The sequence below is a fragment of the Kitasatospora sp. NBC_01250 genome (assembly GCF_036226465.1).
Taxonomy (GTDB): Bacteria; Actinomycetota; Actinomycetes; order Streptomycetales; family Streptomycetaceae; genus Kitasatospora.
In genome coordinates this window covers 2,782,122-2,804,105 of record NZ_CP108476.1, presented here as the reverse complement: position 1 = coordinate 2,804,105, position 21,984 = coordinate 2,782,122, and the positions used below count along the sequence as shown (strand labels likewise).

At 69.4% G+C, this 21,984-nt stretch carries 23 protein-coding genes; 10 read left to right on the top strand and 13 right to left on the bottom strand.

Translation table 11 applies throughout. The features are described 5' to 3' along the window. Positions 1 to 46 precede the first annotated feature (46 nt). On the top strand, positions 47 to 361 hold the full coding sequence (locus tag OG500_RS11395) for a hypothetical protein (protein ID WP_329579382.1): 315 nt from the start codon (positions 47 to 49) through the stop codon (positions 359 to 361). 1,360 nt (positions 362 to 1,721) lie between these two features. On the opposite strand, the gene OG500_RS11390 is transcribed toward OG500_RS11395, so the two are convergent. Next, entirely contained in the window at positions 1,722 to 2,702 is a 981-nt protein-coding gene (locus OG500_RS11390) for a tyrosine-type recombinase/integrase (RefSeq protein ID WP_329579379.1), read from the bottom strand. Between the two features lie 368 nt (positions 2,703 to 3,070). On the opposite strand from OG500_RS11390, the gene OG500_RS11385 reads away from it, so the two are divergent. Then, positions 3,071 to 4,204 carry a Fic family protein gene (locus OG500_RS11385; RefSeq protein WP_329579376.1) on the top strand — a complete coding sequence of 378 codons (1,134 nt, stop codon included), beginning with the start codon at positions 3,071 to 3,073 and terminating at the stop codon, positions 4,202 to 4,204. Between the two features lie 127 nt (positions 4,205 to 4,331). Here OG500_RS11385 and OG500_RS11380 read toward each other — a convergent pair whose 3' ends face one another. From OG500_RS11380 to OG500_RS11355, 6 genes are all read right to left on the bottom strand, one after another. Continuing rightward, a complete protein-coding gene (locus OG500_RS11380) occupies positions 4,332 to 6,164 on the bottom strand; it encodes an AAA family ATPase (protein WP_329579373.1) in 1,833 nt (610 codons plus the stop codon). Beyond that, the gene (locus OG500_RS11375) at positions 6,157 to 6,630 is read right to left on the bottom strand and encodes an ABC-three component system middle component 2 (RefSeq protein WP_329579371.1); all 474 of its coding nucleotides are present in this window, start codon (positions 6,628 to 6,630) and stop codon (positions 6,157 to 6,159) included. Before OG500_RS11375 ends, OG500_RS11380 begins: the two co-directional genes overlap by 8 nt. Further along, the gene (locus OG500_RS11370; protein ID WP_329579369.1) at positions 6,627 to 7,688 is read right to left on the bottom strand and encodes an ABC-three component system protein; all 1,062 of its coding nucleotides are present in this window, start codon (positions 7,686 to 7,688) and stop codon (positions 6,627 to 6,629) included. The genes OG500_RS11375 and OG500_RS11370 overlap by 4 nt, the downstream gene beginning before the upstream one ends. Positions 7,689 to 7,967: 279 nt before the next feature. After that, entirely contained in the window at positions 7,968 to 8,261 is a 294-nt protein-coding gene (locus OG500_RS11365; RefSeq protein WP_329579366.1) for a restriction endonuclease, read from the bottom strand. Positions 8,262 to 8,298: 37 nt separating this feature from the next. After that, on the bottom strand, positions 8,299 to 8,703 hold the full coding sequence (locus OG500_RS11360; protein WP_329579363.1) for an N-terminal phage integrase SAM-like domain-containing protein: 405 nt from the start codon (positions 8,701 to 8,703) through the stop codon (positions 8,299 to 8,301). Between the two features lie 199 nt (positions 8,704 to 8,902). Beyond that, the gene (locus OG500_RS11355; RefSeq protein WP_329579360.1) at positions 8,903 to 11,152 is read right to left on the bottom strand and encodes an MMPL family transporter; all 2,250 of its coding nucleotides are present in this window, start codon (positions 11,150 to 11,152) and stop codon (positions 8,903 to 8,905) included. 281 nt (positions 11,153 to 11,433) lie between these two features. Between OG500_RS11355 and OG500_RS11350 the strand changes: the two genes are divergently transcribed. Next, the gene (locus OG500_RS11350; RefSeq protein ID WP_327066430.1) at positions 11,434 to 12,669 is read left to right on the top strand and encodes a sensor histidine kinase; all 1,236 of its coding nucleotides are present in this window, start codon (positions 11,434 to 11,436) and stop codon (positions 12,667 to 12,669) included. Beyond that, a complete protein-coding gene (locus OG500_RS11345) occupies positions 12,666 to 13,367 on the top strand; it encodes a response regulator transcription factor (RefSeq protein ID WP_327066429.1) in 702 nt (233 codons plus the stop codon). Before OG500_RS11350 ends, OG500_RS11345 begins: the two co-directional genes overlap by 4 nt. A gap of 98 nt (positions 13,368 to 13,465) precedes the next feature. Here the strand turns inward: OG500_RS11345 and OG500_RS11340 are convergent, their stop codons facing one another. From OG500_RS11340 to OG500_RS11330, 3 genes are all read right to left on the bottom strand, one after another. Next, entirely contained in the window at positions 13,466 to 14,638 is a 1,173-nt protein-coding gene (locus OG500_RS11340) for a serine hydrolase domain-containing protein (protein ID WP_442789140.1), read from the bottom strand. 112 nt (positions 14,639 to 14,750) lie between these two features. Further along, positions 14,751 to 15,917: a serine hydrolase domain-containing protein gene (locus OG500_RS11335; protein ID WP_442789139.1), complete on the bottom strand. Its 1,167-nt coding sequence runs from the start codon at positions 15,915 to 15,917 to the stop codon at positions 14,751 to 14,753. A gap of 161 nt (positions 15,918 to 16,078) precedes the next feature. After that, complete coding sequence (locus tag OG500_RS11330; RefSeq protein WP_327066428.1) at positions 16,079 to 16,210, bottom strand: DUF6192 family protein; 132 nt, start codon at positions 16,208 to 16,210, stop codon at positions 16,079 to 16,081. Between the two features lie 266 nt (positions 16,211 to 16,476). On the opposite strand from OG500_RS11330, the gene OG500_RS11325 reads away from it, so the two are divergent. Next, positions 16,477 to 17,295, top strand: coding sequence for an SDR family NAD(P)-dependent oxidoreductase (locus OG500_RS11325; protein ID WP_329579355.1), 819 nt, complete (start codon positions 16,477 to 16,479; stop codon positions 17,293 to 17,295). Between the two features lie 857 nt (positions 17,296 to 18,152). On the opposite strand, the gene OG500_RS11315 is transcribed toward OG500_RS11325, so the two are convergent. After that, positions 18,153 to 18,824 carry a hypothetical protein gene (locus tag OG500_RS11315; protein WP_327066426.1) on the bottom strand — a complete coding sequence of 224 codons (672 nt, stop codon included), beginning with the start codon at positions 18,822 to 18,824 and terminating at the stop codon, positions 18,153 to 18,155. Between the two features lie 112 nt (positions 18,825 to 18,936). Here OG500_RS11315 and OG500_RS11310 point away from each other — a divergent pair, with 112 nt between their 5' ends. The 4 genes from OG500_RS11310 (at position 18,937) to OG500_RS11295 (ending at position 20,688) form a co-directional block, all read left to right on the top strand. Further along, positions 18,937 to 19,371 carry an Hsp20/alpha crystallin family protein gene (locus OG500_RS11310; protein ID WP_327066425.1) on the top strand — a complete coding sequence of 145 codons (435 nt, stop codon included), beginning with the start codon at positions 18,937 to 18,939 and terminating at the stop codon, positions 19,369 to 19,371. 114 nt (positions 19,372 to 19,485) lie between these two features. Next, positions 19,486 to 19,779: an STAS domain-containing protein gene (locus tag OG500_RS11305; RefSeq protein WP_327066424.1), complete on the top strand. Its 294-nt coding sequence runs from the start codon at positions 19,486 to 19,488 to the stop codon at positions 19,777 to 19,779. A gap of 52 nt (positions 19,780 to 19,831) precedes the next feature. Beyond that, entirely contained in the window at positions 19,832 to 20,236 is a 405-nt protein-coding gene (locus OG500_RS11300) for a DUF2267 domain-containing protein (RefSeq protein WP_329579351.1), read from the top strand. Between the two features lie 56 nt (positions 20,237 to 20,292). Then, positions 20,293 to 20,688, top strand: a complete 396-nt coding sequence (locus tag OG500_RS11295; RefSeq protein ID WP_327066422.1) for a DUF2267 domain-containing protein — start codon at positions 20,293 to 20,295, stop codon at positions 20,686 to 20,688. 224 nt (positions 20,689 to 20,912) lie between these two features. Here OG500_RS11295 and OG500_RS11290 read toward each other — a convergent pair whose 3' ends face one another. Further along, positions 20,913 to 21,083: a hydrophobic protein gene (locus OG500_RS11290; protein WP_327071506.1), complete on the bottom strand. Its 171-nt coding sequence runs from the start codon at positions 21,081 to 21,083 to the stop codon at positions 20,913 to 20,915. Between the two features lie 128 nt (positions 21,084 to 21,211). On the opposite strand from OG500_RS11290, the gene OG500_RS11285 reads away from it, so the two are divergent. Beyond that, complete coding sequence (locus OG500_RS11285) at positions 21,212 to 21,385, top strand: CsbD family protein (RefSeq protein ID WP_327066421.1); 174 nt, start codon at positions 21,212 to 21,214, stop codon at positions 21,383 to 21,385. Positions 21,386 to 21,511: 126 nt separating this feature from the next. On the opposite strand, the gene OG500_RS11280 is transcribed toward OG500_RS11285, so the two are convergent. Beyond that, complete coding sequence (locus tag OG500_RS11280) at positions 21,512 to 21,874, bottom strand: hypothetical protein (RefSeq protein WP_327066420.1); 363 nt, start codon at positions 21,872 to 21,874, stop codon at positions 21,512 to 21,514. Positions 21,875 to 21,984: the final 110 nt, after the last annotated feature.

Here is a 21,984-nt window from a genome sequence, read left to right as displayed (position 1 = left end):
AAGCTCTGGAACGCTCAGCCCCCGTGGCGAAGCGACCTATGTCACGGTGCCGCTCGTCGACCTGTACATGCGCTGCGCCAAGCTCGCGCCCGCCCACCAGGAGGCCGCGCTTCGCACGCTCCGAACAGCCCGGGCCCGCGTGGTCGAGGTGATCGCCGAAGACCGACGGTCGCTTCTGACGCGCTCCGGCATCAGCCAGATCGACATCATGATCGACTTCCTGGCTGGGCTTGCTCCAGGAGGTGACGCGCCAGAGGGTTCCGAGGAAGCCCACACGCGGGCACGACAGGCGGTCATAGCCCTCAATGAAGCCCACCGTGTCGGTGAACAGGCCCGGGTGATTCGCGACGCTCCACGATGAGCAGTCAGCTCCACGCGATGGATGGACGCGAGGACTGGCAGGCTGCCCAGTCCTGAGGCCCATGTCGAGGCTGCGGCAGGTGTCGTCGTCGCAGCGGAAGCCGTAGCGGAACTTGTAGGGCACCCATTCCGGCGGTCGGCGGTCGGGGTGCAGAAGGTCGGCCTGGCTGACGATGCCGTGCTGGACAGGAGTCCAGGGGCGAGCGTCTGCGAGTCGGAAGGAGTCGATGTGGTCGGGGCGGAAGAGGCTGAGCGAGGTGCCAGCGTGCTCCTGGCTGCGTTTGATCGCGCACGGGGACGGCGCGATCAGCGGTCTGGCGTGTCGAACGCGCGCTCCAGCCGTCTCGGCTGCTGACCGTGCCGACGATCTCGAGTGTCTCAAGGTTCGGGCGAAGACTCTCCGGCCGACGGTCGACGTGATGGCGGTGGACATCGACCTCCATGATCGTGTGAAGAGTGGCCGCGGACCGGGAGAAGGCGGTCTGCTGGTAGCCATGGGTTGTTGGGCTCGTACAGCCCGGAGCATGCGCGGTGCGGCGGCGAGCCGCCTCGGGTCGGTCTTCAGAGTGCGCTACGGAGAGCGCCGAGAATTCCGCGAGCCCACAGGGGATGTGCGAGGACGGGATTAAGTGGTCATTTTCTGGCTGGCTTTTGGCTCGGAGGACATTGATTTCGCTCGGCGGTGCCGCCCCCCCTGTCCGGTGACTTTCTGGGAGACTGTCGGGAATCGCTGGATCCTCGCTCGGAGTGGCGCTACTCTGGAGGTATGAACGCCACTCGGACCCTCCGTCAAGCCCCTGACCTGGGGACCAGCTGGGGACCACACGTCATGCGCGCTGCCGCACGAGGTGCGCGAAACATGCTCATCTGCACACGCACGACGTGTGCGCGAGCGCATTTCAGGCAGGAATAGGGGAGCACTTCCTGACTGGGGGTCAAGGGGTTGCAGGTTCAAATCCTGTCGTCCCGACTGTGAAGTCGGTTGTGAGAGCGGGTACTTGGGAATCCAGGTGCCCGCTTTTGCTGGTTTTCGGGGCCCTTTTTTGGTCCCGGGCGGTCCCAATATGGTCCCCAGGTTTGGCCGCGGGTGCGTCGCCACTCGCTCCTCCAGTGGCTGGTCTGTGGATTGCTCTTCGATCTCAAGTGAAGTGCGAGAGCTCCTTGCCGTTTTGCTGGAGCGAGGTATGGTGGCGCACTTGACCTTCGGTCAAGTGCGCCGGGCGCGGGTCAAGTGGGTCGAACTGTTTCATATCGGGGCATGTACAAGGCATTTCTGGCGCCTACGGCTTGCCGTGGAGTGGCTCGGGCCGCCTCGAAGCGGCTTGGCAGCGGCCATTTCGAGGCGATGGCGTCACGGTGTGTTACCGGCGGCGGGTAATCTGGCCGTCGTGTTGGAGTTTCTCGAGGTGATGGGTGAGGGCTTGGCCAGCTTCAAGGATGCGGAGCACGTCGGGGTGGAAGTAGCGCTGGGTGGTGGTGATGAGCCGGTGTCCCGCGATTTCCATGAGGATGTGGGGAAGGAATCCGGCGTCGGCCATCCAAGTGAGCCTGGTGTGGCGCAGATCGTGGCGTCGTAGGTGCTCGTAGCCGAGGTCGCGGGTGACCTCGTCCCAGTGCATGGCGTCGCGTAGGACGGCGGTGCTGATGCGGCCGCCGCGCGGGCCGGTGTAGAGGCGGGCGTCGGGGTCGCCGCGGGCGGCCTGCAGTCGGCGGGCGATGAGCGGGCGCAGTGGCTCGATGATCGGGATGAAGCGGGCGATCCGGCCTTTGGTGTGCTTGTCGACCAGGCCGCCGGGTGCGGGGGTGGTCTGTCGGCGGCAGGTCAGGAGCCACTTATCGGTGTCGACGTCGCGGGCCCGAACTCCAGAGACTTCTCCGATGCGGGTGGCGGTGCAGGCGCCGTGGACGACGACGTCGCCCCAGCCGCGATAGCGGTTGTACGAGGCTTCGACCAGCGCGTCAGCGAGTTCGATGAGAGCGTCCCAGTCGCGCAGTGCGAGGGTACGGGGGTCTCGCAGTTCGTCCTCGGCCTGCTGGAACTGGTGCTGCCAGCCGGCGATGTGGGCGGGATTGCGGTCGAAGATGCCGTCCCCGATGGCCTGCTCGAAAGTGCGGGAGAGCATGGCGAGGGTGTTCTTGATGGTGGAGCGGCTGCAGCCGTCGGCGATCCAGCGGAGGACTGCGCCGGTGATGAGGCTGGTGGTGATCAGGCGCAAGGGGAGGTGCCCGAGCTCGGGCTCGATCCGCAGGTGCCAGCCGGCGAGGTACGGAACGTGCGTGGTGGCTTCCAAGCCGGTCACGATGGCCGGGAGGCGGAGGTTGACGTAGTCGGCCAGCGGCATGGAGACCAGGGAAGGGAGTCTGGGCTGCCGGTCGCATCGGCCAGGACGGTCAGCCACTGGGTGACCAGCGTTAGGTCGAGCCCGTTGCGGACGGCTTCTGCCAGGAAGTTGGCCCAGGCCTGCGTTTGAGCGGGGGCGGCGCGGGTGGGCGGTTTGAGCGGGGGCGGCCTGGGTGGGCGGCTGACGGTGGTTGATGAGTGGGCGTGCGGCCCGGCGGCGGGTGGTCGGCGGAGCCAGGTGGTCGGCGGCAGTGATCTTGTTGAACGGATCCGGGACGAGAGGCTTCCAAGTAGGTGTTGAAGTACTCATGAGTCATCGTTGCGCCGGTCTGCCTTGACTTGATGATGCCGTCATGGTGTCATCGCCTCATGCTCTACGGTGTGCCCACGCTGCACGACATCGACCAGGCCGTTCTTGCGGAGATCGGAGAGATGCGGGACCGTCTGCGTCTGCGTCTGCGCACCCCGCGCCGCTGGGAGGGGCAGCTGCGCCGTAACCTCACGGCGCGGGCGATCGCCGGCTCGAACACGATCGAGGGCTACGCGGCGAGCGTCTCGGACGTCGAGGACATCATGGTCGGCGAGGCGCCGATCGACGCGAACGACACTGTCACGGCCGAGATCGGGGGCTATCGGCAGGCGATGACCTACATCCAGCGCCTGGCGGAGGCTGGCGACGACTTCGCCTACAGCAAGGGCCTGCTCAACTCGCTCCACTTCATGATGCAGGGGCACCACCTGCTCAAGCGGCCGGGCTGGTGGCGCTCAGGGCCTGTGTACGTGACCTCCGCCGAGGACCCGACAATCGCTGCCTACACCGCCCCCGATGCCCAGCAGGTGCCCGAACTGACTGGCGAGCTGGTGGACTGGCTGAACAACAGCGACCTGGACGCACCGGCGTTGGTCCGGGCGTCGATGGCGCACCTGAACCTGGTGGCGATCCACCCGTGGTCGGACGGCAGCGGCCGGATGTCCCGGGCTCTGCACGCCCTGGTCCTGGCCCGTGAAGGCATCATGGCACCCGAGTTTTCGAGCATCGAGGAGTGGCTCGGCCGGGCTCGCAACACCTACCGCTACTACGACATCCTCGCCGAGGTCGGCGGCCCCGTCTGGACGCCCGCCCGCACCACCCTCCCCTGGGTCCGCTTCTGCCTGCGCGCCCACCACCAGCAGGCGCAGACGGTCGAACGTCAGGTGAACACCACCCGCGAGGTCTGGAGTGCTCTCGACGAAGCCGTTGCCCAACGCGGCTGGCCTGACCGCATGCTCTACGCCCTCTACCCGGCCGCCATGGGCAACCGCGTCCGCCGCGCCACCTATCAGGCCGACGCCGAGCTGAGCGAGCAACAGGCGCAACGCGACATCCGTGAGTTGGTCCGCGCGGGTTGGCTGGCGGCCAAGGGTGAGGCACAGGGGCGTTACTACACTGCCGACTCGGACCTCCCAGATGAGATCACCCGTGGAGTCCGAGAGCCGAGGCCCCTGCATGACCCGTACGCGTAGATGGACGCCCTGAAGCGTGGGCGCTGGATTGGATGGACTTCACTAGCTCGTCTTGGGTCTGCCAGCTGTACAGCGATAGCCGCGGGATGCCAGCATGCCTCCGGCATTGGTCACCGTTGTGATCGGATCAGCCGACAGTCTCGAAAGGCAGTGGGAAGAACCCGTGTCGCCCGGTGCCGTTCCTACGGAACATCACAACATGGGCCTGCTCGACGACTTCGGGCGGAGGTGGGGTGTTCTCGACGATGATGGTCTGCCCGGGGGAGGTGAGGAAGTGGCGGTAGAAGCTGTCGTGGACTTCCGGGGAGAGGTCGTCCTCGTCCGCGTCACGCAACTCGCCGTAGGTGACCAGCGGGGAATCCAGGACAAGGAATCCCAGGTTCGGAAGCCGTCGCTCCAGGCAGTACTGGGCCAGCGCTGCTGAGAAGGCGGATCGGAGGAGTGCCTGCATCCCTCGGCCGTGTTCTGCTCGTGCGTGTCCGCCGGCACGGATGTCTCCGCCGTACGGGTCGTAGCCGGCGTTTTCTGCTCCCGGGAGGTGCCAGCGCTCGATGATTTGCTGGAGCACCCTGTCGAAGGCATCCACCACGCTGGTCGGAACGAAGGACTCGACTCGGTTGGACGGCACGGCCCCGGCAGCGACCAACTCGGCACGGTGTTCGTCTAGTTCCTCGATACGGGCGAGAAGTTCAAGGTCGCGTTCGATGGCGGACCGCTCGGTAAGAATCTGGTCCAGCTCTGCCTTGGCAGGGAGGAGCCGGGCCTCGATCAACTCGATGGCGTGGTCGAGCTCCTGGCTCTGTACCCGCATCAACTCGTGCTGCCTGGATAGTTCATTCAGCTGGAGTTCGAGATCAGCGATGGTGGCTTTGAGATCAGTCAGGAGTGCCTGGGTCTTGGTGCTCTCAGCTGTGATTGCTTCATGCAGGTGAGTGGTCTCCTCGATGCCGTGCCGAGGATCCTGGTGCTCTGGTTCGGCGCCGCAGAAGACGCAGCGGCCGACCTGGAAGTAGCCAAGGAGGCTGCCAGCCTCGCTGACCATTTCGAGCCGGGCGAGATCGGATTCGTACTGCTGCCTGAGGATCCCGAAGCGTTTGAGTAGGTCCGAGATCTCGCCGAGTCGGATGGCGACTGTTTCCGTGTGCTCGGCGTGCTGGGCTCGTTCGGCGACTGCTTGTGCCTGGTTGGCGGACACCTCACGCAGCGATCGGGTCGCTGCGGCCAGGGTCTCCTCGAGGCGGCGCTGCCGAACCCGTAGTTCGGACGCGGTCTCGTGCGTGCTCTGCTTGGCGGAAAGTCCGATCACGAGGTGGTCAATGAGGGTGATCTTGCTTTTCTGGATGCGCCGTTGGACGACGTTCGGGACCTTGCTGGCGGGAGGCTCGTCCTCTCCGGTCAGGAGGAGCTGCATCACGGACCGGGCGGCCGTCTTGGCGGCGCTGCCTCTATTACGGTGGGAAACCGGCGTCTGGTCAACCATTCTGGCGTCGGTGACCACTGCCAAGCGGGTGAGGTCCACGATCTTGAGGAGTTCGGTGTTCCCAGCCTCGCTGGTGCGGATGTAGCTCTCTTCCAGCCCGAGGTAGCTCAGGAGTTGCTGCGAGATATCGCGCTTGCTCTTGGTCCGACGAGCCGAGAGAAGGATGTCTGGTACGGCGTGGACGAGGTCCCGCAGGTCGGAGCTGTGGAGATGGATGCTGTTGCTGCCAGGGGCGCGGACGAGGGTGACAGGACTTCCGTCCGGGAGCTTGAGGCCGAGCAGGATCTGACTGTAGCCGTCGGCGTGGGGGATCGTCGGGGCGGCATGTCCGCCGAGCATGTAGTCGATGGAGTCGACGATGAACGACTTGCCAGTGTTGGAGTCGCCACAGATCAGGGTGAAGCCGGGGGAGAACGTGACACTGGCATTCGGCCGACCGGAGCCGGCATAGGTGAGGTGAGTGAGAGTGAGATTACGCATCGTGCTCCCCCAGAGGTTGGGCGGTGCCAGTGAATCGCTCGTGCCACTGGGTTGTGAAGCCGTGCATGGACTCGCGAGGATCGGCGTGGGGTGCGAACTGCTCGACTGCCCAGGTGGCGCGCTCCCGCAACTGGCCTACGTACGGTGCTTCAAGGATCCCGACGAAGCTGGAGCCACGATCGGTGGCCCGGTAGACCAGCCCGTCGGTAGTCGCGTCGATCGAGGCAAGGCCTGCACGCATGAGGACGGCGAGCCCCTCATGCAGGAGTTGACGTTTCCTGCCGAGTTCCCCCGGTTGGGCGGGGAGTTCAGGGAGGAGGCTGGGAGGGCCGTCGAACTCCTCACTATGCAGTACGGCGTGGTCAAGCACGACGAGCGAGGCGATGTCCAGCGCCTCCGGACTCGCCTGGGCCAGCAGCACCAGCGCACGCATGCCCAGCTCCACCGGGCTGTTGAGGGGATTCACCGGTTATCCCCCGGACACCACATGAGCTTGTTGTCGTTGGCGAACTGATGGCACATGCCCTTGCGTTCAAGGTTCTTGAAGTGGGACGCGATCACCGAACCAACCACCTGGAGTTGCCCGGAGGCTTGGATGACCTCATGCAACCGTTCCCAGCCGGAGTCGAAAGTCCTCTCTGCCACCTCCACGAGGTTGTCCAGCACGTCGCTCTGGAGTTCCGCGTACGCGTCGCCGGGAACGCTGTCGCGTGTGCGCATGCGGAGCGTCTCGGCCGCGTAGAAGGCTTCCCGCTGCCGCCTCAGGTGCCCACCGGTATCGGAATGGCTGAAGGCGGCGTCCACGCTGGCGATGTGCGCACCGAACCTCTCCTGGTACACATCGACAAGTTGCTCCAGGAAGCGGGCCTCGTCCTTGGATGGCTCTGGCGGCACTGAAGGTCTGGCAGGCCTGCCGGAGGGCGGGAGGTTGAACCGGGAAGCGAAGAGCGGGGACTTGCTGTAGACCTCCAACACGTCGTCCAGGTTGACCGTCCAGAACATCGAGAAGTCGGTGGCGGAGGCTAGTTGCTTGACGCGTTCGAGAGTCTCCGCCGACAGTTTCACGGCTACCTGGCGGCGATCCAGGTGGGCCAAGAACCGTGCCTTCAGTTCGTCAGGAGTGAGGACGAGGTCCTTCAACCTCGGGTGGATCCTCGGGGCGACGAAGGTGTACCGCGTGGGCAGAGTCCTGGTCGTCTCGACCGCGGCAGCGAACGGCTTGATCATTTCGGGTAGGGCGTCAGTCAGTGCCAACTCCTCGGAGTAGTGCTTGCACTGGTAGCAGTGCCACTCGCCGTTGAGCTTCTGGTCGCTGAAGAAGGCAACGACATCGGCCCCTCGGTCGTTGCCGCCACCGATGATCTCGGCGCCGAGGTAGCCCTCCTCCACCGCGCGCATGCGGACCCATTCGTAGGTGAACTGCTCCCACTGATCGGGAGACCAGTACCAGACCTGCTGAAGCGGGGTGCGAGTGTCGAACTGGTTTGGCGGCAATGCCTGAGCGGGCACGGCGTACTGCGACACCGATACGTTGCTCGCGTGCCGCCTCGGCGGACTGATTGACAGCTCTTCCATCCCCACCCCATGCGTGATGCCGACCAAGCGCAGGTGATGTTTACCACCAAGCCTCACTCACGAAAACGCCACGGGTTGGAGAGCTCGTCGAGAGAAGTCGCCGGGGATCCGGGGATCAGGCGCCGCGACCTGCGAGCTGCGTGCTCGCCTCCTCGACCGGTGCCAGTGCCATCCCGGTCGGGGCGGGCCCGCAGGCGACCTACAGCTGTGGTACGAGGTCCCGCCGCGTCAGGTGATGTCGGTCGGCTGCCAGCCCTGGGGGGCCTTGGGCAGGCCGCTCAGGACGTCGAGGCCAAGGTGTCCCAGCAGGAGCGCCTTGAGGTTCCAGCCGTCGATGAGGTCCAGCTTCCGGCCGTTGCGCTGCACCCAGTCGTAGCTCGCCTTGCCGAACCAGGACGTGGTGACGAGGACACCGCGCACGGCGTCCGTGTCGTCGTCGGTGGCGTACAGGGCGCGGACGGTTTCGGGGCTGACGACGTTCTTCGTTCGCTTGGCCTGCACCGCGAGAACAGTGACACCCACCGGGTCGCTCTTGACCGCGACGGCGGCCAAGCCGTCGTCACGCGAGTTCTGAGTGGACGGTGACTCTGCCGCGGCCGTGTTGCAGTTGGGCGGTGACGAAGGTGCTGAGGTGGCGGCGGGTGAGGTCGTCGAGGGGGATGGTGCCGAGGGCGGGGATGAGGTCTTGTTCGATGTAGGCGCGGTAGCGGGCGATGGTGGTGGGCTTGAGGTGGAGCTCTTTCTCGGCGAGCCAGGCGGTGAGGTAGTCGGCGGTGCTCTGGCGCGGGTCGATGATCACGCAGGCGGGCATGGAGTCGTTGAGGCGCCGCAGGTTGATGCGTGCGTTGAGTTCGTCGGGGAAGCCGGCGCGGCGGATGGTGTGGCGGTGGTCGTCGCGGCAGCCGCAGCGCCGGTAGACGCGTCCTCGGTCTCGGTTGCCTGAGGGGTTGGGTGAGCAGCGCATGGTGATCGCCTCGGAGGGTCGCGCGCGGGACCCTCCACTCCCGGTCTGCGCTCGCGGGACGACCACTATGCGCGCTGACCTGCTGATCTCCCTTGATCAGCGACAGACCTCGGACTCCATCACGGCGGCACCCGCTGGCAAGTCCGAGCCACCGCCTGACGGCGGCAGCCCGGACCACACCAGGACCTGCATCTGTCTTCTAGGGGTAGTAGGTGTCCTGGTGCTGCGGCGCGGGCCACTGGGACAGGGGCGCCGAATGCGGCGAGTGCGGTGCGTCCGTGCGGTGCCGGCTGGCGGGTCGGGCGGTCGTGCGTCCGGGGCGCAGGGGCCACCACAGGCTGCGGCCGAGGATCGCGGCCAGGGCGGGCACCAGCACGATGGACAGCAGGAACGCGGAGAGCAGGATGCCGAGCGCGGTGGCGAAGCCGATCTGCTGGGTGGAGGGTTGCGGGGTCACCGCGAGGCTGCCGAAGGAGCCGGCCAGGACGAGGCCCGCCGTCGCGATGGCCGGGGCGGTGTGCCGCAGGGCGCGTGCGACCGCGGCCCGGGGCGGCCCGGGGTGTTCCATCTCCTCCCGGATGCGGTCGCTGATCAGGATGTTGTAGTCGGTGCCGAGCGCGACCACGAACAGGAACAGGACCAGCGGCAGCGTGAAGTTGACGCCCGGCTTGTCCATCGCGTGCTGGAACAGCAGGGCGGCCGCGCCGAGGGTGGCCGCGAAGCCGAGGCCGACGGAGAGCATCAGGATCACCGGTGCCAGCAGGCTGCGCAGCAGCAGGAGCAGGATCACGCCGATCAGTACCGCCGCGACCGGGAAGACCAGCCGGAGGTCGTGGTCGACGGCGGTGGAGACGTCGGCGAAGACCGCCGGGGTGCCGCCGACGTGCGCGGTCAGGTCGGCGGGTGTGCTCTGGGCGACGGTTGCGCGGATCGGGCCGGAGACCAGGTCACGGGCCTGCTTCGACTGCGGGTCCGCGGTGAGGAACAGGTCGATCCGCGCGGCCTGCCGGTCCTCGCTCAGGACCGGCTCGGCCACCTGGCCGACGCCGGCGACCCGGGTGAGGTGCTGGGTCAGGCCGTCGAGCGTGCCGGGGGAGAGCGGGCCGGCGTTCTTGGTTTCGACGTAGACGCTGGTCGGGTCGGCCACGCCGGCGGGCAGGGCGCGGGAGATCTCGAGGGCGGTGCTCTGGGACGCGGTGCGGGGGCCGCCGCCCAGGCCGTAGTCCATCTTGATCCCGGCCAGCCCGCCGGCCAGGGCGGCCAGCAGGGCGAGCGAGGCGAGGACCATGGTCAGCGGTCGGCGGGTCACCAGGTCGCCGAACCGGGCCGCGGCGCCCTCGCGGGGTTCGGCCTCGAGGGCGCGGGAGGGCCAGAAGAGCTTGCGTCCGCAGGCTGCGAGCACGGCGGGCATCAGGGTGAGGCTGGCCAGCAGCATGACCAGGACGGAGACCGCGATGGCCGGGCCGAGCACCCGGAACTGGCCGAAGCTGGCGACCCCGAGGGTGGCGAAGGCGGCGACGATGGTCAGCGCGGCCGAGGTGATCGCGGTGCCGACCTTCTGGCTGACCGCGGCGGCGGTGGCGCGGTGGTGGCGATCGGGGTGGGCCCGCAGCTGCTCGCGGAAGCGGAACATCAGGAAGAGGAAGTAGTCGATGCCGATGCCCAGGAGCACCACGGCGATCAGGTCCGGTACGGAGGGGTCGATCTTGATGCCGGTGAGCAGTGCGGTGCCCACGACCGCGCCGCTGGCCGCGCCGCTGATCAGGGTCACCGAGATCAGCGGCAGCAGGGCGGCCAGCACGCTGCGGAACACGAGGATGTGGAGCAGCACGATCAGGGCGAAGGCGCAGGCGCCGGCGACGGTCTTGAGGGTCTTCCCGTCGTCGGTGGAGTCGACCTGGTCGGCGAGTGCGCCGGTGAAGCCGGTTCGCAGGCCCTGGGCGGCGAACTCCGCCCGGGCGTTGTCCCGGAACGCCCGGAAGGTGCTCGCCAGGCCAGGGTCAGCGGAGTTTCCGGTGAGGTTGGCGGAGAGCAGCTCGAAGGTTCCGTCAGGTGCCGTCATGGCCGGACCGACCTGGGGGATCTGCGAGTAGTCCTGCTGGAGGGGCGCCGCGTCCTTGGTCCTGGGCATGGTGACCTTGAGGCGGCTCAGCCGCTGCGCCCCGGCGTCGATCTGCGCCTTGTCCGCGGGAGTCAGGGCCCGGCCCTCGGTCCGCGCGACCAGGATGGTCACCGGGTTGGCGTCCGGCTTCGTTCCGAAGCGGTCGTGGGCGATCTGCATGGCAGCGGCCGAGTCGTAGCTCTTCGGCAGGAAGTCGGCCGTCTGGGTCTGGGTCACCCGGTAGATCAGGGTCTGGCCCAGGACGGTCAGGAGCATTCCCAGGACCGCCCAGACGGCGATCACCTTCCACGGATTCCTGGTGGAGAATCCGGTCAGGGCGCGGATCACGATGTCCTCCGGCTGTGGTGCGTCAGCCGGCGAGTTCCGGCACGTCTTCAGACCATCACGGCGTACCGGGCGCTCTCGTCCGTGCGCGGGAGGAGAACGCCGTCAGGACCTGAGCCCGGTGCACGGCCCTGACCAGGACCAGGGGCCTGGTCGGGGATCGGTCCGGGGCGCCTGCCCGGGGCTGGGAGCCGCTGCGAGAATGGACCGCGAGAACATTCCCCCCCCCGAGGATCGCGGGCGAAGGCCGGTGCCGACCGGCCGCAGAAAGGACCACCACCAGCATGTCGACGCACCACCGGCCGCTGCCGCTGCCGCCGTCGCCGAGAGCCGACGGCCTGCCCTGGACGGCCAGTGACGCGCTGCTGGCCGTCGGGGCGGCCGCCCTGGACCTCATCGGCTACACGCTCGGCGGTCCCGACGGAAGCCAGCCGATCGCCCTGACCGCCCTGGTCCTGCTCGTGCTGGCGGCCATGCCGCTGCTCACCAGGCGCCGCTATCCGCTGGCGTCACTGGCGGTCGTGCTGGTCCTCGGCGTGGCACTGAACCTGAGCGGGCCGGTGCCGCACCACTTCAACTGCACGCTGTGCGTCGCGCTGTTCGCCGTGGCCCGCTCCCGCGGCATCGCGGTGGCGGCGCCGGCCGCCCTGGTGGCGGCCGCCGTGCCACTGCTGGGTCGGGGGCATCCGCTGCCCCCGCCGGTGGTGGAGGTGGCGGCCAACGTGCTCGCCGCGGCGCTGGTCATCGTCGCGGCCGTGGTGCTGAAGCGTTGGCAGCAGGAGGTGGAGGTCAGGCGCAGGCTGCTGGCCGACCGTGCGGTGGCGCAGGAACGGCGCCGCATCGCACGGGAGTTGCACGACATCGTGGCCCACCACATCACCACCATGCAGCTGATGGCCGGCGGCGCCAGGGCGAACCTCGGGCGTGACACCGAGGTGGTGCGCGACGCCCTGGTCACGCTGGAGGGCTCCGGGCGGATGGCGCTGCGCGAGATGCGCCAACTGCTCGACGTGCTGCGGGAGGGCGACGCGCCGGGGGAGGCGGACCGGGCGCCGTCCGCGCCGCAGCCCGGTGTCGGGCACCTCGGAGAGCTCGTCGAGGAGTCCCGCAGGGCCGGTCTGCCCACGGAGTTCGCCGTCCTGGGGGAGGAGCGTCCGCTGCCGCCGAGCACCGGCCTGGCGGTGTTCCGGATCGTTCAGGAGTCCCTCACCAACACCCGCAAGCATGCCGGCCGGGCCGAGGCGCGGGTCCGGCTGACGTACCACCCGGACCGGGTCACCGTCGAGGTGTCCGACAACGGCGCCGCCGCGCCGGCCGACACCCTGGTGGGAGCCGTGGCGGGGGCGGGCGGTGCGGCCGGACCGAGGGCGGGCCGCGCCGGGTACGGTCTGATCGGCATGCGCGAACGCGTCGCGCTGCAGGGCGGCAGCATGGTGGCCGGCGCCGTCGACGGGGGTGGCTTCCGGGTTGTGGCCGACCTGCCGGTGGCGCCGGGCGACGGAGAGGAACGGCTCGGATGACGGGTGCCCAGGAGCGGATCAGGGTGCTGATCGCGGACGACCAGCCGCTGGTGCGGCGGGGCCTGGCCCTGATCCTGGCACCGGACCCGGCGTTCGAGGTGGTGGCCGAGGCGGACGACGGGCAGCGGGCGGTCGACCTCGCGCACCGGCACCGGCCGGACGTCGTGGTGATGGACATCCGGATGCCGGTTCTCGACGGGGTCCAGGCGACCGAGCGGATCGTGCGGGAGCTGCCCGCGTGCCGGGTCCTGGCGCTGAGCACCTTCGACATGGACGAGTACGTGGTGGCCGCCCTGCGCGCCGGCGCCTCCGGGTTCCTGCCCAAGGACGTCTCCCCGGAGGAGCTCTCGGCGGCCGTGCGGACCGTGCACACCGGGGAGGCGGCGGTGGCGCCGCGCCTGCTCACCCGGTTGATCTCCGCTTACGTCACCACACCCCGCCTGCCGCAGTCGCCGTCGCCGGTGCTGGTGTCCGACCTGGGTGAACTGACGCCCCGTGAGGTCGAGGTGTGGCGCCTGCTGGCCACCGGCCTCGACAACGCCGAGATCGCTGCGGCGATGGGCATCAGCGTCTCCACGGTCAAGAACTACATCACCAGCATCTTCGCCAAGCTGAGCGTCCGCGACCGCGCCCAGGCGGTGATCGCGGCCTACGAGACCGGCCTGGTGGAGCCCCGGAGCGCGAACCCGGCGGGCTGAAGCGCAGCAGTACTTCGCGGACGGCACCGCGGCCCCCGATCACGGAAGCCGCGGGGCCGTCCGCCCGGTGCCCGGCACCCCGAACGCGCCGGGGCGGGTCAGCGGCAGAGGGCCGCGTCCAGGGCGTCCGCCATGCGCTGCGCGCCGGCGTCGCCGGGGATGGTGGTGACCGTGATGCTGGCGGCACGGCCGTCGTCGGTGACCCCGCCGCGGGAGCGGTAGCCCGGAATGGTCCCGCCATGGCCCCAGAGGAGGCCGCCGCAGGAGAGCGGCTTGCTCTGCAGGCCCAGCCCGTAGCGGACGCCCGGGCCCAGGAGCTCGGCGGGGACGGTGGTGCGCATCTCGGCGAGCTGCGCCGCGGGCAGGAGCCGGCCGCCGAGGAGCGCGGTGAAGAACGAGTTGAGGTCGCTGTTGGTGGAGACGATCGCCCCCGCCGCCCAGGCCATCGAGGGGTCCATCTCGGTGTAGTCGTGGAGCGAGCCGTCGGCGTCCTGGTTGTACCCCTCGGGGTGGGCCTCGTGGATGGTCATGTCCCCCGGGGTGGGGAAGTAGGTGTGGCGCAGGCCGATGCGGTCGATGACGCGCTTGGTGATCTCCTCGCCGACGGGCCGCCCGGTGACCTTCTGGATCAGGAGTCCGGCGACAATGTAGTTGGTGTTGCTGTACTCCCAGCGCGCGCCCGGGGCGAAGCGGGCCTTCTGGGCGAGGGCGCCGTCGAGGAGCTCGCGGGGCTCGAAGTAGCGGTGCTGGATCGTGCTGAAATCCGAGAGCGCGGGGGCGTCCGTGTAGTCGGGCAGTCCGCTGGTGTGCTGGAGCAGTTGGCGGACGGTGATGTTGCGTCCGTCGATGCCGTCGCCGCGCAGCAGGCCGGGGAGGTAGGTGTCGACGGAGGCGTCGAGGCCGATCTTTCCTTCGGCGACGAGCTGGAGGGCGACGACGGCGGTGAAGGTCTTGGTGTTGCTGCCGATCCGGATCTGCCCGTCCACCGGGACCTTGGCCTTGGTGGTGAGGTTGCCGACGCCGGCGGTGTAGTTGTGGGTGCGGCCGTCGCGGCCCTTGACGGTGGCCAGCGCGGCGGGCACGCCGTCGTCCTTCACCAGCGCGTTCAGGCTCGACTGGACGCTGTCCGGCCGGCCGCCCGCGAACGCCGCGGTCGGCGCCAGGGGCGAGGCCGCCACGACGCCGGCGGCCACGGTGGCCACGGCCACCGCCAAGCCGCGCCGGCCCCGATGGCGCAGCTTGGCCCGGTTGTGCTGTACGTGCTCGTTCACGGGGGAACTCCTCTGCTGGAGGGGGAAGTTGGTGGGGGCGGGTTCTGCGCGCAGGCGCGCGCAGAACCCGCTGGTCGTACCGGTGCCGACGCTCAGGCCGGATCGGGTGGGGTCAGTGGCACAGGGCGGAGTCCACTGCGGCCTCCACGCCCTTCCCGGCCGCGTCACCCGGGATCATGGTCACCGCGAGGTTGACGGCGCGGCCGTCGTCGGTGGCGCCCCCGGCGGTGAAGTAGCCCGGAATGGTCCCGCCGTGGCCCCAGAACACGCCTCCGCACGACAGCGGCCTGCTCATCAGGCCCAGCCCGTAGCGGACGCCCGGACCCGCCTCGTCCGCGGGGACGGTGGTGCGCATCTCGGCGAGCTGGGCCGCCGGGAGGAGCCGGCCGCCGAGCAGCGCCGTGTAGAAGCGGACGATGTCGCTGTTGGTGGAGACGACGGCGCCCGCCGCCCAGCCCCAGGACGGGTCGAGCTCGGTGTAGTCGTGGAACGAGCCGTCGGCGTCCTGGTTGTACCCCTCGGGGTGGGCCTCGTGGATGGTCATGTCCCCCGGGGTGGGGAAGTAGGTGTGCCGCAGGCCGATGCGGTCGACGATGCGCTGGTCGACCTCCTCGCCGAGCGGCCGCCCGGTGACCTTCTGGATGATCAGGCCCGCCACCAGGTAGTTGGTGTTGCTGTACTCCCAGCGGGCGCCCGGGGCGAAGTGGGCCTTCTGGGCGAGCGCCGCGTCGAGCAGGTCACGCGGTTCGAAGTACCGCTTCGGATCGGCGAGGATCGCGCCCTTGTCCACGTAGTCGGGCAGTCCGCTGGTGTGCTGGAGCAGTTGGCGGACGGTGATGTTGCGTCCGTCGATGCCGTCGCCGCGCAGCAGGCCGGGGAGGTAGGTGTCGACGGAGGCGTCGAGGCCGATCTTTCCTTCGGCGACGAGCTGGAGGGCGACGACGGCGGTGAAGGTCTTGGTGTTGCTGCCGATCCGGATCTGCCCGTCCACCGGGACCTTGGCCTTGGTGGTGAGGTTGCCGACGCCGGCGGTGTAGTTGTGGGTGCGGCCGTCGCGGCCCTTGACGGTGGCCAGCGCGGCGGGCACGCCGTCGTCCTTCACCAGCGCGTTCAGGCTCGACTGGACGCTGTCCGGCCGGCCGCCCGCGAACGCCGCGGTCGGCGCCAGCGCCGCGACCGTGATGCCCACGGCGGCCACAGCGGTCACGACCGCCGCCGCGCGGTGCCGGCTGCCCCGACGGGAGAGCGGGAAGCGGCTGTGCGGTGCATGCTCGTACACGAAAGGACCCCTCCGATGAATGGTGCCGGTGATTCCCGGCCTTGATCAAGAGGACCATTCGGGGACAGGGGAGTTCGTCCGTACCCAGGACGAAACCGCGCCCGGGAGCAGACTCCGGGAGCCGTCCCCGGCCAGGACCGTACTCCTGGCCACGGGTGCCGCTACTCGCCCCGCAGCAGTGCGGCCGGGCCCTCGTCCAGGCTCGAGTTGCCGGTCGTGACCGCGGACTCCACCCAGTCGGAGGCGTTGCGGACCCGGGACAGGTCGCGGTTGACCGTGTGGGGTTCCAACACTTCCGCACTCGCTCTGACCTGGCTTTGCGTCAGCTGTTCTGATCTTCGTCAGGCGGTGTTGCGGTACGCGTGGACGAGTCCGCCGAGGACGTCGTGGCGAGCTTCCGAACGGCACAGGACCAGCGCCATCTTCTCCATGCGCTGCGCGTGTTCGAGACGCGAACCAATCGACAACCCGGAACAGAGCGCTCGCCTCGACATGCGACCGGGGTGCTTACGTATGATTACCCTGCGTATGTGACATCTTCTTGTGGAGGCTGAGTTCCATGGCGGATCAGCGAGTTGTCGTCGTTACCGGTGGTGGCACAGGAATCGGCGCCGCTACGGCTCGGCTCTTGCGTGAGGCTGGTCATCAGGTGGTCGTTTCCGGGCGTCGGGCCGAGCCCCTGGAGCGGGTCGCGGCGGAGACGGGAGCTCTGGCCTACCCCGCCGATGCGGCGGAACCGGCCGCGGTGCGGGGACTGGTCGAGACGACGGTGGCCACTTTCGGTCGACTGGACGGGGTGGTGCTCAACGCGGGGATCGGGCGCAGTGGGGGAGTGGGTGAGCTTTCGGACGAGGACTGGGAGGCGGTGATGCGCACCAACGTGACCGGCCCCTTCCTGCTCCTGCGCGCAGCGCTCGGGCACTTGTTGCAGGCCCGGGGCTCGGTGGTGGCGGTCGCTTCGGTGTCGGCGTTGCGCAACGGGACGGGCAACGCCGCGTACGCGACCTCCAAGGCCGCGCTGCTCCAGCTGACGCGATCCGTGGCGGTGGACTACGGGGGGCAGGGTGTTCGGGCGAACATCGTGTGTCCCAGCTGGGTGCGCACCGAGATGGCAGACCGGCGGATGAGTCGGTTCGCCGAGGAGACCGGAGGGCCGGGTGATGGCGTCGAGGCGGCCTACCAGGAGGCGACCCGGCTCGTGCCCATGGGCCGCCCCGGAGATCCGCGTGAGGTGGCCGAGACCGTTTCCTGGCTGCTGTCGCCCGCCGCCTCCTTCGTCAACGGAGCGGTACTGACCGTCGACGGTGGTGTCACGGCGCTCGACCCGGGGACCGTTGCGTTCGACTACCACCTCGAACCGCGCAACGCTGGGCGTTGACTTTCGCCCACCCTGTGGGGTTCGGAAAGCGTGGATGCGGCGGTCGGGTGCCCGAGGCGGGCCGGCTCGCCCTGGATCCGCTTGTGGCCCCACCCGGCGTTTTCCCGAGCCAGGCGTAGCACGAGGTTCTTGACCACCGCTGCAGCACCTCGGGGAAGGACAGCAACTTGCGCGCCACCTTGTACAGCATCGAAGCGAGCGCGTGGACATGGTGCCAGCCGAGGTCTCCCTACTCATCCCACCTGTGGCGATGACTTTCCGAGCCCGACAGGATCTCCCTCGACCAGCGGGTGGGGACGTGTCGGGGGGCAGCGCTGACAGCGGTCACCAGGAATGGACTGATCACCAGGGTGGCCCGGTCGGTCGGTCAGTGCGGCAGGACCAGGGAGGGGTGGCCGGCGATGAATGTCGTCCAGGGGGGCGAGGGCCGGCGGTGTTCGCCCGCGCCGTTCACCGGCGACCCGTCACAGCGACCGGGAGGTGGAGAGGGTTGGGGTCAAGTGGCTTGCTCACGGGCGGACTTCTGGCGGAGAGCGGCGGTCCGGGGTGGTTGAACCACCCTGGGGGTGAACCGCCTCCGGGCCTTTTCGATCGTGGATCGGCGGTCTTCGGATGACGAGGTTCTCGCGTGAGGGACGGCATCCGGGGTTGCGCTGTCTCCTTCGGTGTCCGGCGGATCCGTGAGGTGGCTCCAGGGGTGGTCGGCGAGGTGGCGGCGCAGGGTGTCGAGCTTGGTCAGGCAGGCGTCGATCGAGGCGATGGCGTCGCTGGTCTCGGCTCGCGCGCGGGCTCGGGCCTGGGCCAGCTGGTCCTCGATGTGGTGCCAGCGGATCTTGTGGTGGGTGTCGTGGGTGGGGTCAGGCGCGTCGGCGGTTGCTGTCGTGTCGGAGCTCGGCGGTGTGGTTGGTGAGGTCGTCGAGGCGGGTGGTGAGGTCGGGGTGGCCGGCGCGGAGGTGGGGGCGCATGGAGGCAAGGGGCGCGATGAGGTCGGCGGCATCGGGGGCTCCGAGGGCGGTGCGCACGGCGTTCTGGTCCGGTCGGGCTTCGGGTGGCAGGTCGGTGAGGGCGGAGATCTGGGCGGCGAGGACGCGTAGGTCGGCGGCGTTGTCGCGGGCCCAGGCGGTGACGGTGCGCTCGGCGGCCCGGCGGTCGCGTACGGCCTTGACGCGCTCGGCGCCGGTCGCAGTCGTCTGGGGCGCAGTGGGGGCGGGGCGCAGGCGCAGGTAGCGGTTCTCGGCGGCCTGGCGGCTGGCGACGCCCATGGGCTGGGCGAGGTCGGCCCAGGTGGCACCGGTGGCGCGGGCGAACTCCACCAGCCCTGCCTCCCAGCCGGCGAGTTCGGTGCGCAGTTCGCGCAGCAGCACCAGGGCGGCCAGGGCGGGTTCGGGTCCGTCCGCTGTCTCGAGGCCCGTCGGGTGGGTGGGTGCCGGGGTTCGGGTGGTGCGGACGGCGTCGTCTATGGCTGCCAGTGCTGCGGCGGCAGCGAGGAAGGAGACCGGCTCGGTGGGCGGGGTGGGTGTCTCTCGCATCTGTGTCACTCTCTGGGCGACGGTGGAGGTTGTCATCGGATGGATGACATGTTAGAACAGTTTCAGACCAAGCGCACTGGCACCCCTTTGAACCGACTGGAGGTGTTTCGCGATGCTGATGCGCACTGACCCGTTTCGCGAGCTGGACCGTCTGACCCAGCAGTTCCTCGGCAGCACTGGTACCTGGTCGCGTCCGGCCCCGATGCCCTTGGACGCCTACCGCGCCGGCGACGAGTACGTGATCTGCTTCGACCTGCCCGGGGTGGACCCGGATGCGATCGACATCGACGTCGAGCGGAACATGCTGACCGTCAAGGCCGAGCGCCGCCCGCGCCATCAGGGCGAGGGCGTGAAGTGGGAACTCGCGGAGCGCCCCCTCGGGATCTTCTCCCGCCAGGTCATGCTTTCCGACACCCTCGACCCCGAGGGGATCAGCGCCGACTACGACGCCGGCGTGCTGACCCTGAAGATCCCGGTCGCGGAGAAGGCCAAGCCCCGGAAGATCGAGATCAGCCGCAGCGGCGACCGCAAGCAGATCCGGGCCTGACCGAGCAGCCGAAGCCGTTCCGCGCCGCCCGTCCCCCCGGGGCGGCGCGGAACACCCCGCCGACCTCGCACCCTGGCCAGGCGCGGACCGGGCCGATCGGCAGCGGGAGACATCATGCGTGACCGGAGCTCCACTCCCACCGTGGTGAGGCCGAGCGGCGACATCGATTTCGACACCGCCCCCGCGCTGGAGCGCGCCCTGGCCGACGCACTGCGCTCGCACCGCGAGGTCGTGCTCGACCTGTCGGAGGTGACGTTCATGGACTGCGCGGGCCTGAACGTGATCGTCGCGGCCCGCAACCAGGCAGACCGGCACGGTCGGCGGCTGGTCCTGAGCGGCGTCGGCCACCGCGTGGTCCGGCTGCTGAAACTCACCGGCCTGCACCGCCACCTGACCGTCGGGTCCTGACCGAAGTGCCGAGGGCGTTCGCGCCCACCCCGGAAACGGAGGGAGAACCGCGGTGACTCTTCGATGGGAGGCGTTCCTGGACGCGGTCCAGGAGCGCGGCGAATACGACACATCCCAGGAAGCCGAGCGGGCCACCCGCGTGGTCCTGGCCCTGCTCGGCGCCCACCTGGTCGGCGAGGTGCGCGCCCATCTCGCGGCCCGCCTGCCCGAGACCCTCGCCCTGATCCTGCTCAACCCCCTGCAGGCCGCCGAACCGCTCACGCCCGACCGGTTCGTGCGCGCCACCGCCGCCTGGATCGAAGGCGCCACCGAGACCACCGCCCTGTGGGACATCGGCGCCGTCCTGTCCACCGCGGCCGACGCCGCAGGCGACGACCTCACCGAACGCATCCTGCTCCAACTGCCCCCCGGCTACGACCTCCTCTTCGGCCGGCCCGCTCCCGGCCAACGCCCCTGACCACCCACGCAGCCCCGCCTCCGGCGGGGCACGGCACGCCCGGAAGGCCAACCGCCATGACATGGCACCACCTCGTCCAACAGGTGCGCGACCTCGGCCGCTATGAGACCGACCAGGAGGCCGAACGCGTCCTGCACACCGTCCTGACCGTCCTCGGCGGCCAGCTCGTCGGCGAGGAACGCTGCGACCTGGCCGCCGCCCTGCCCGAACCGGCCCGCACCACCTTCGCCTCGCAGCTGCCCCTCACCCAACCACTGGACGCCCACACCTTCGTCGACACCGTCGCCGCCACCCTGGGCACCACCACCCACGCCGCCCGCTGGCACACCGGCGCCGTCCTCGCCGCACTCGCCGACCTGGCGGGCGAACCCCTGAACGGCCGCCTCCTGACCCAACTCCCCAACGGCTACGCACTCCTCTTCGGCCGCGCCGATCTCACCGCCGCCGCCTAGTGACGCGTCGGGCAGCCTTTGCGCGGCGGGGCGAAGGCTGCCTGGCGCGGCACCAGCAGAGGCCACACCGGCGGGCCACACCGCAACGGGTCGATGACGGACGTCCCCCGCCGACCACAGGCGGTGGCAGGGCAGGGTCTCCGACCACACCTTCCTGTATCCGGTCATGACGGAGCGGGGCGCGCAGATGGGCGCGCCCCGCTCCGTCATCACCTGGCGAGGTCCTACCAGCGGTACCAGCGTCCGCGGGTGCCGGAGGCACCGGCGCCCCGCGCGACGAATCCCAGCAGCCAGAACACCAGGACGACGATCGCCACCCACCACAGTGCCTTGAGTGCGAAACCGGCACCGAACAGGATCAGGGCCAGAAGAAGAACGAGAAGAAGGGGAACCACTTCGACCTCCACAGTCAGCCAGCGTCGGGGACCGTGTGCCCTGCCCCGGGCCGGATATTCGCAGGAATCCTGCAGGCCCGCCGGGGCAGGCATGGCGTCACCACAACCGCGACGCACAGGAGGCTGACATGAGTGCCGGCGACACGATCGAAAACACCGCGGACAAGGCCATGGGCGCGATCAAGGAAGGCGTCGGCAAGGCGACCGGCAACGAGCGCCTGCAGGCCCAGGGCAAGGCCGACCAGATCAAGGGCGATCTGAAGCAGGTGGGTGAGCACGTCAAGGACGCGTTCGGCCACTGACCCAGGGGCGGGGCGGCCGGTCAAGGGAGGGTCGTCGGCCGCCCCGGCACATGGCCGGGACGGCGGACGCGTGACTCCGGGACGTGGGATGCGAAGCCTGGGCAGCCACTTGGCCTGCCGCGACCATCAGGTGTCGGAGTAGCTGAGGTCTCCGACTGTCCAGCTGCTGACGTCTTCGATGGCGATGCGGTACATGCCGCCCGTGTGGGGCAGCCCGAAGTCGCCCTGCAGGATTTGCGCCCGGTGGAGGTGGAGGTGGGTGGGCCGCGCGGGCGGGCTCTCTCCGGGTGGGGCGAAGAGGGCGGCGAACGGCTTCAGGTGATCCGAGGCCTGGAGGACCTCCGCCACCCGCTCCCACCACAGGGACACCGGGGCGAGCCTGCCGGTGATCACCGCGCCGGGGACCACTACGGTCAAGGACATCTGATTGCTGTGCTCGGACTCGACCATCGCGGCGATGTCGACGAGCAGCCCGTCAGGGTTCGACATGATCCCCAGGATAAGTCACGGTCTCCGGGCCCCTGCCCGCGTTGGGGCCGGGAGACCCCAGCGGGCCACAGGCCTGCCACCGGCTGAGCGGCCGGGCGCCTACCCGTCAG

Bases quoted from the DNA above. Each gene is read 5' to 3' on its own strand.
- OG500_RS11345 (WP_327066429.1), top strand. From the start codon at position 12,666: ATGACGGGTGCCCAGGAGCGGATCAGGGTGCTGATCGCGGACGACCAG.
- OG500_RS11385 (WP_329579376.1), top strand. From the start codon at position 3,071: ATGCTCTACGGTGTGCCCACGCTGCACGACATCGACCAGGCCGTTCTT.
- OG500_RS11380 (WP_329579373.1), bottom strand. From the start codon at position 6,164: ATGCGTAATCTCACTCTCACTCACCTCACCTATGCCGGCTCCGGTCGG.
- OG500_RS11350 (WP_327066430.1), top strand. From the start codon at position 11,434: ATGTCGACGCACCACCGGCCGCTGCCGCTGCCGCCGTCGCCGAGAGCC.
- OG500_RS11360 (WP_329579363.1), bottom strand. From the start codon at position 8,703: ATGCGCTGCTCACCCAACCCCTCAGGCAACCGAGACCGAGGACGCGTC.
- OG500_RS11295 (WP_327066422.1), top strand. From the start codon at position 20,293: ATGACATGGCACCACCTCGTCCAACAGGTGCGCGACCTCGGCCGCTAT.
- OG500_RS11305 (WP_327066424.1), top strand. From the start codon at position 19,486: ATGCGTGACCGGAGCTCCACTCCCACCGTGGTGAGGCCGAGCGGCGAC.
- OG500_RS11325 (WP_329579355.1), top strand. From the start codon at position 16,477: ATGGCGGATCAGCGAGTTGTCGTCGTTACCGGTGGTGGCACAGGAATC.
- OG500_RS11280 (WP_327066420.1), bottom strand. From the start codon at position 21,874: ATGTCGAACCCTGACGGGCTGCTCGTCGACATCGCCGCGATGGTCGAG.
- OG500_RS11285 (WP_327066421.1), top strand. From the start codon at position 21,212: ATGAGTGCCGGCGACACGATCGAAAACACCGCGGACAAGGCCATGGGC.
- OG500_RS11310 (WP_327066425.1), top strand. From the start codon at position 18,937: ATGCTGATGCGCACTGACCCGTTTCGCGAGCTGGACCGTCTGACCCAG.
- OG500_RS11315 (WP_327066426.1), bottom strand. From the start codon at position 18,824: ATGCGAGAGACACCCACCCCGCCCACCGAGCCGGTCTCCTTCCTCGCT.
- OG500_RS11390 (WP_329579379.1), bottom strand. From the start codon at position 2,702: ATGCCGCTGGCCGACTACGTCAACCTCCGCCTCCCGGCCATCGTGACC.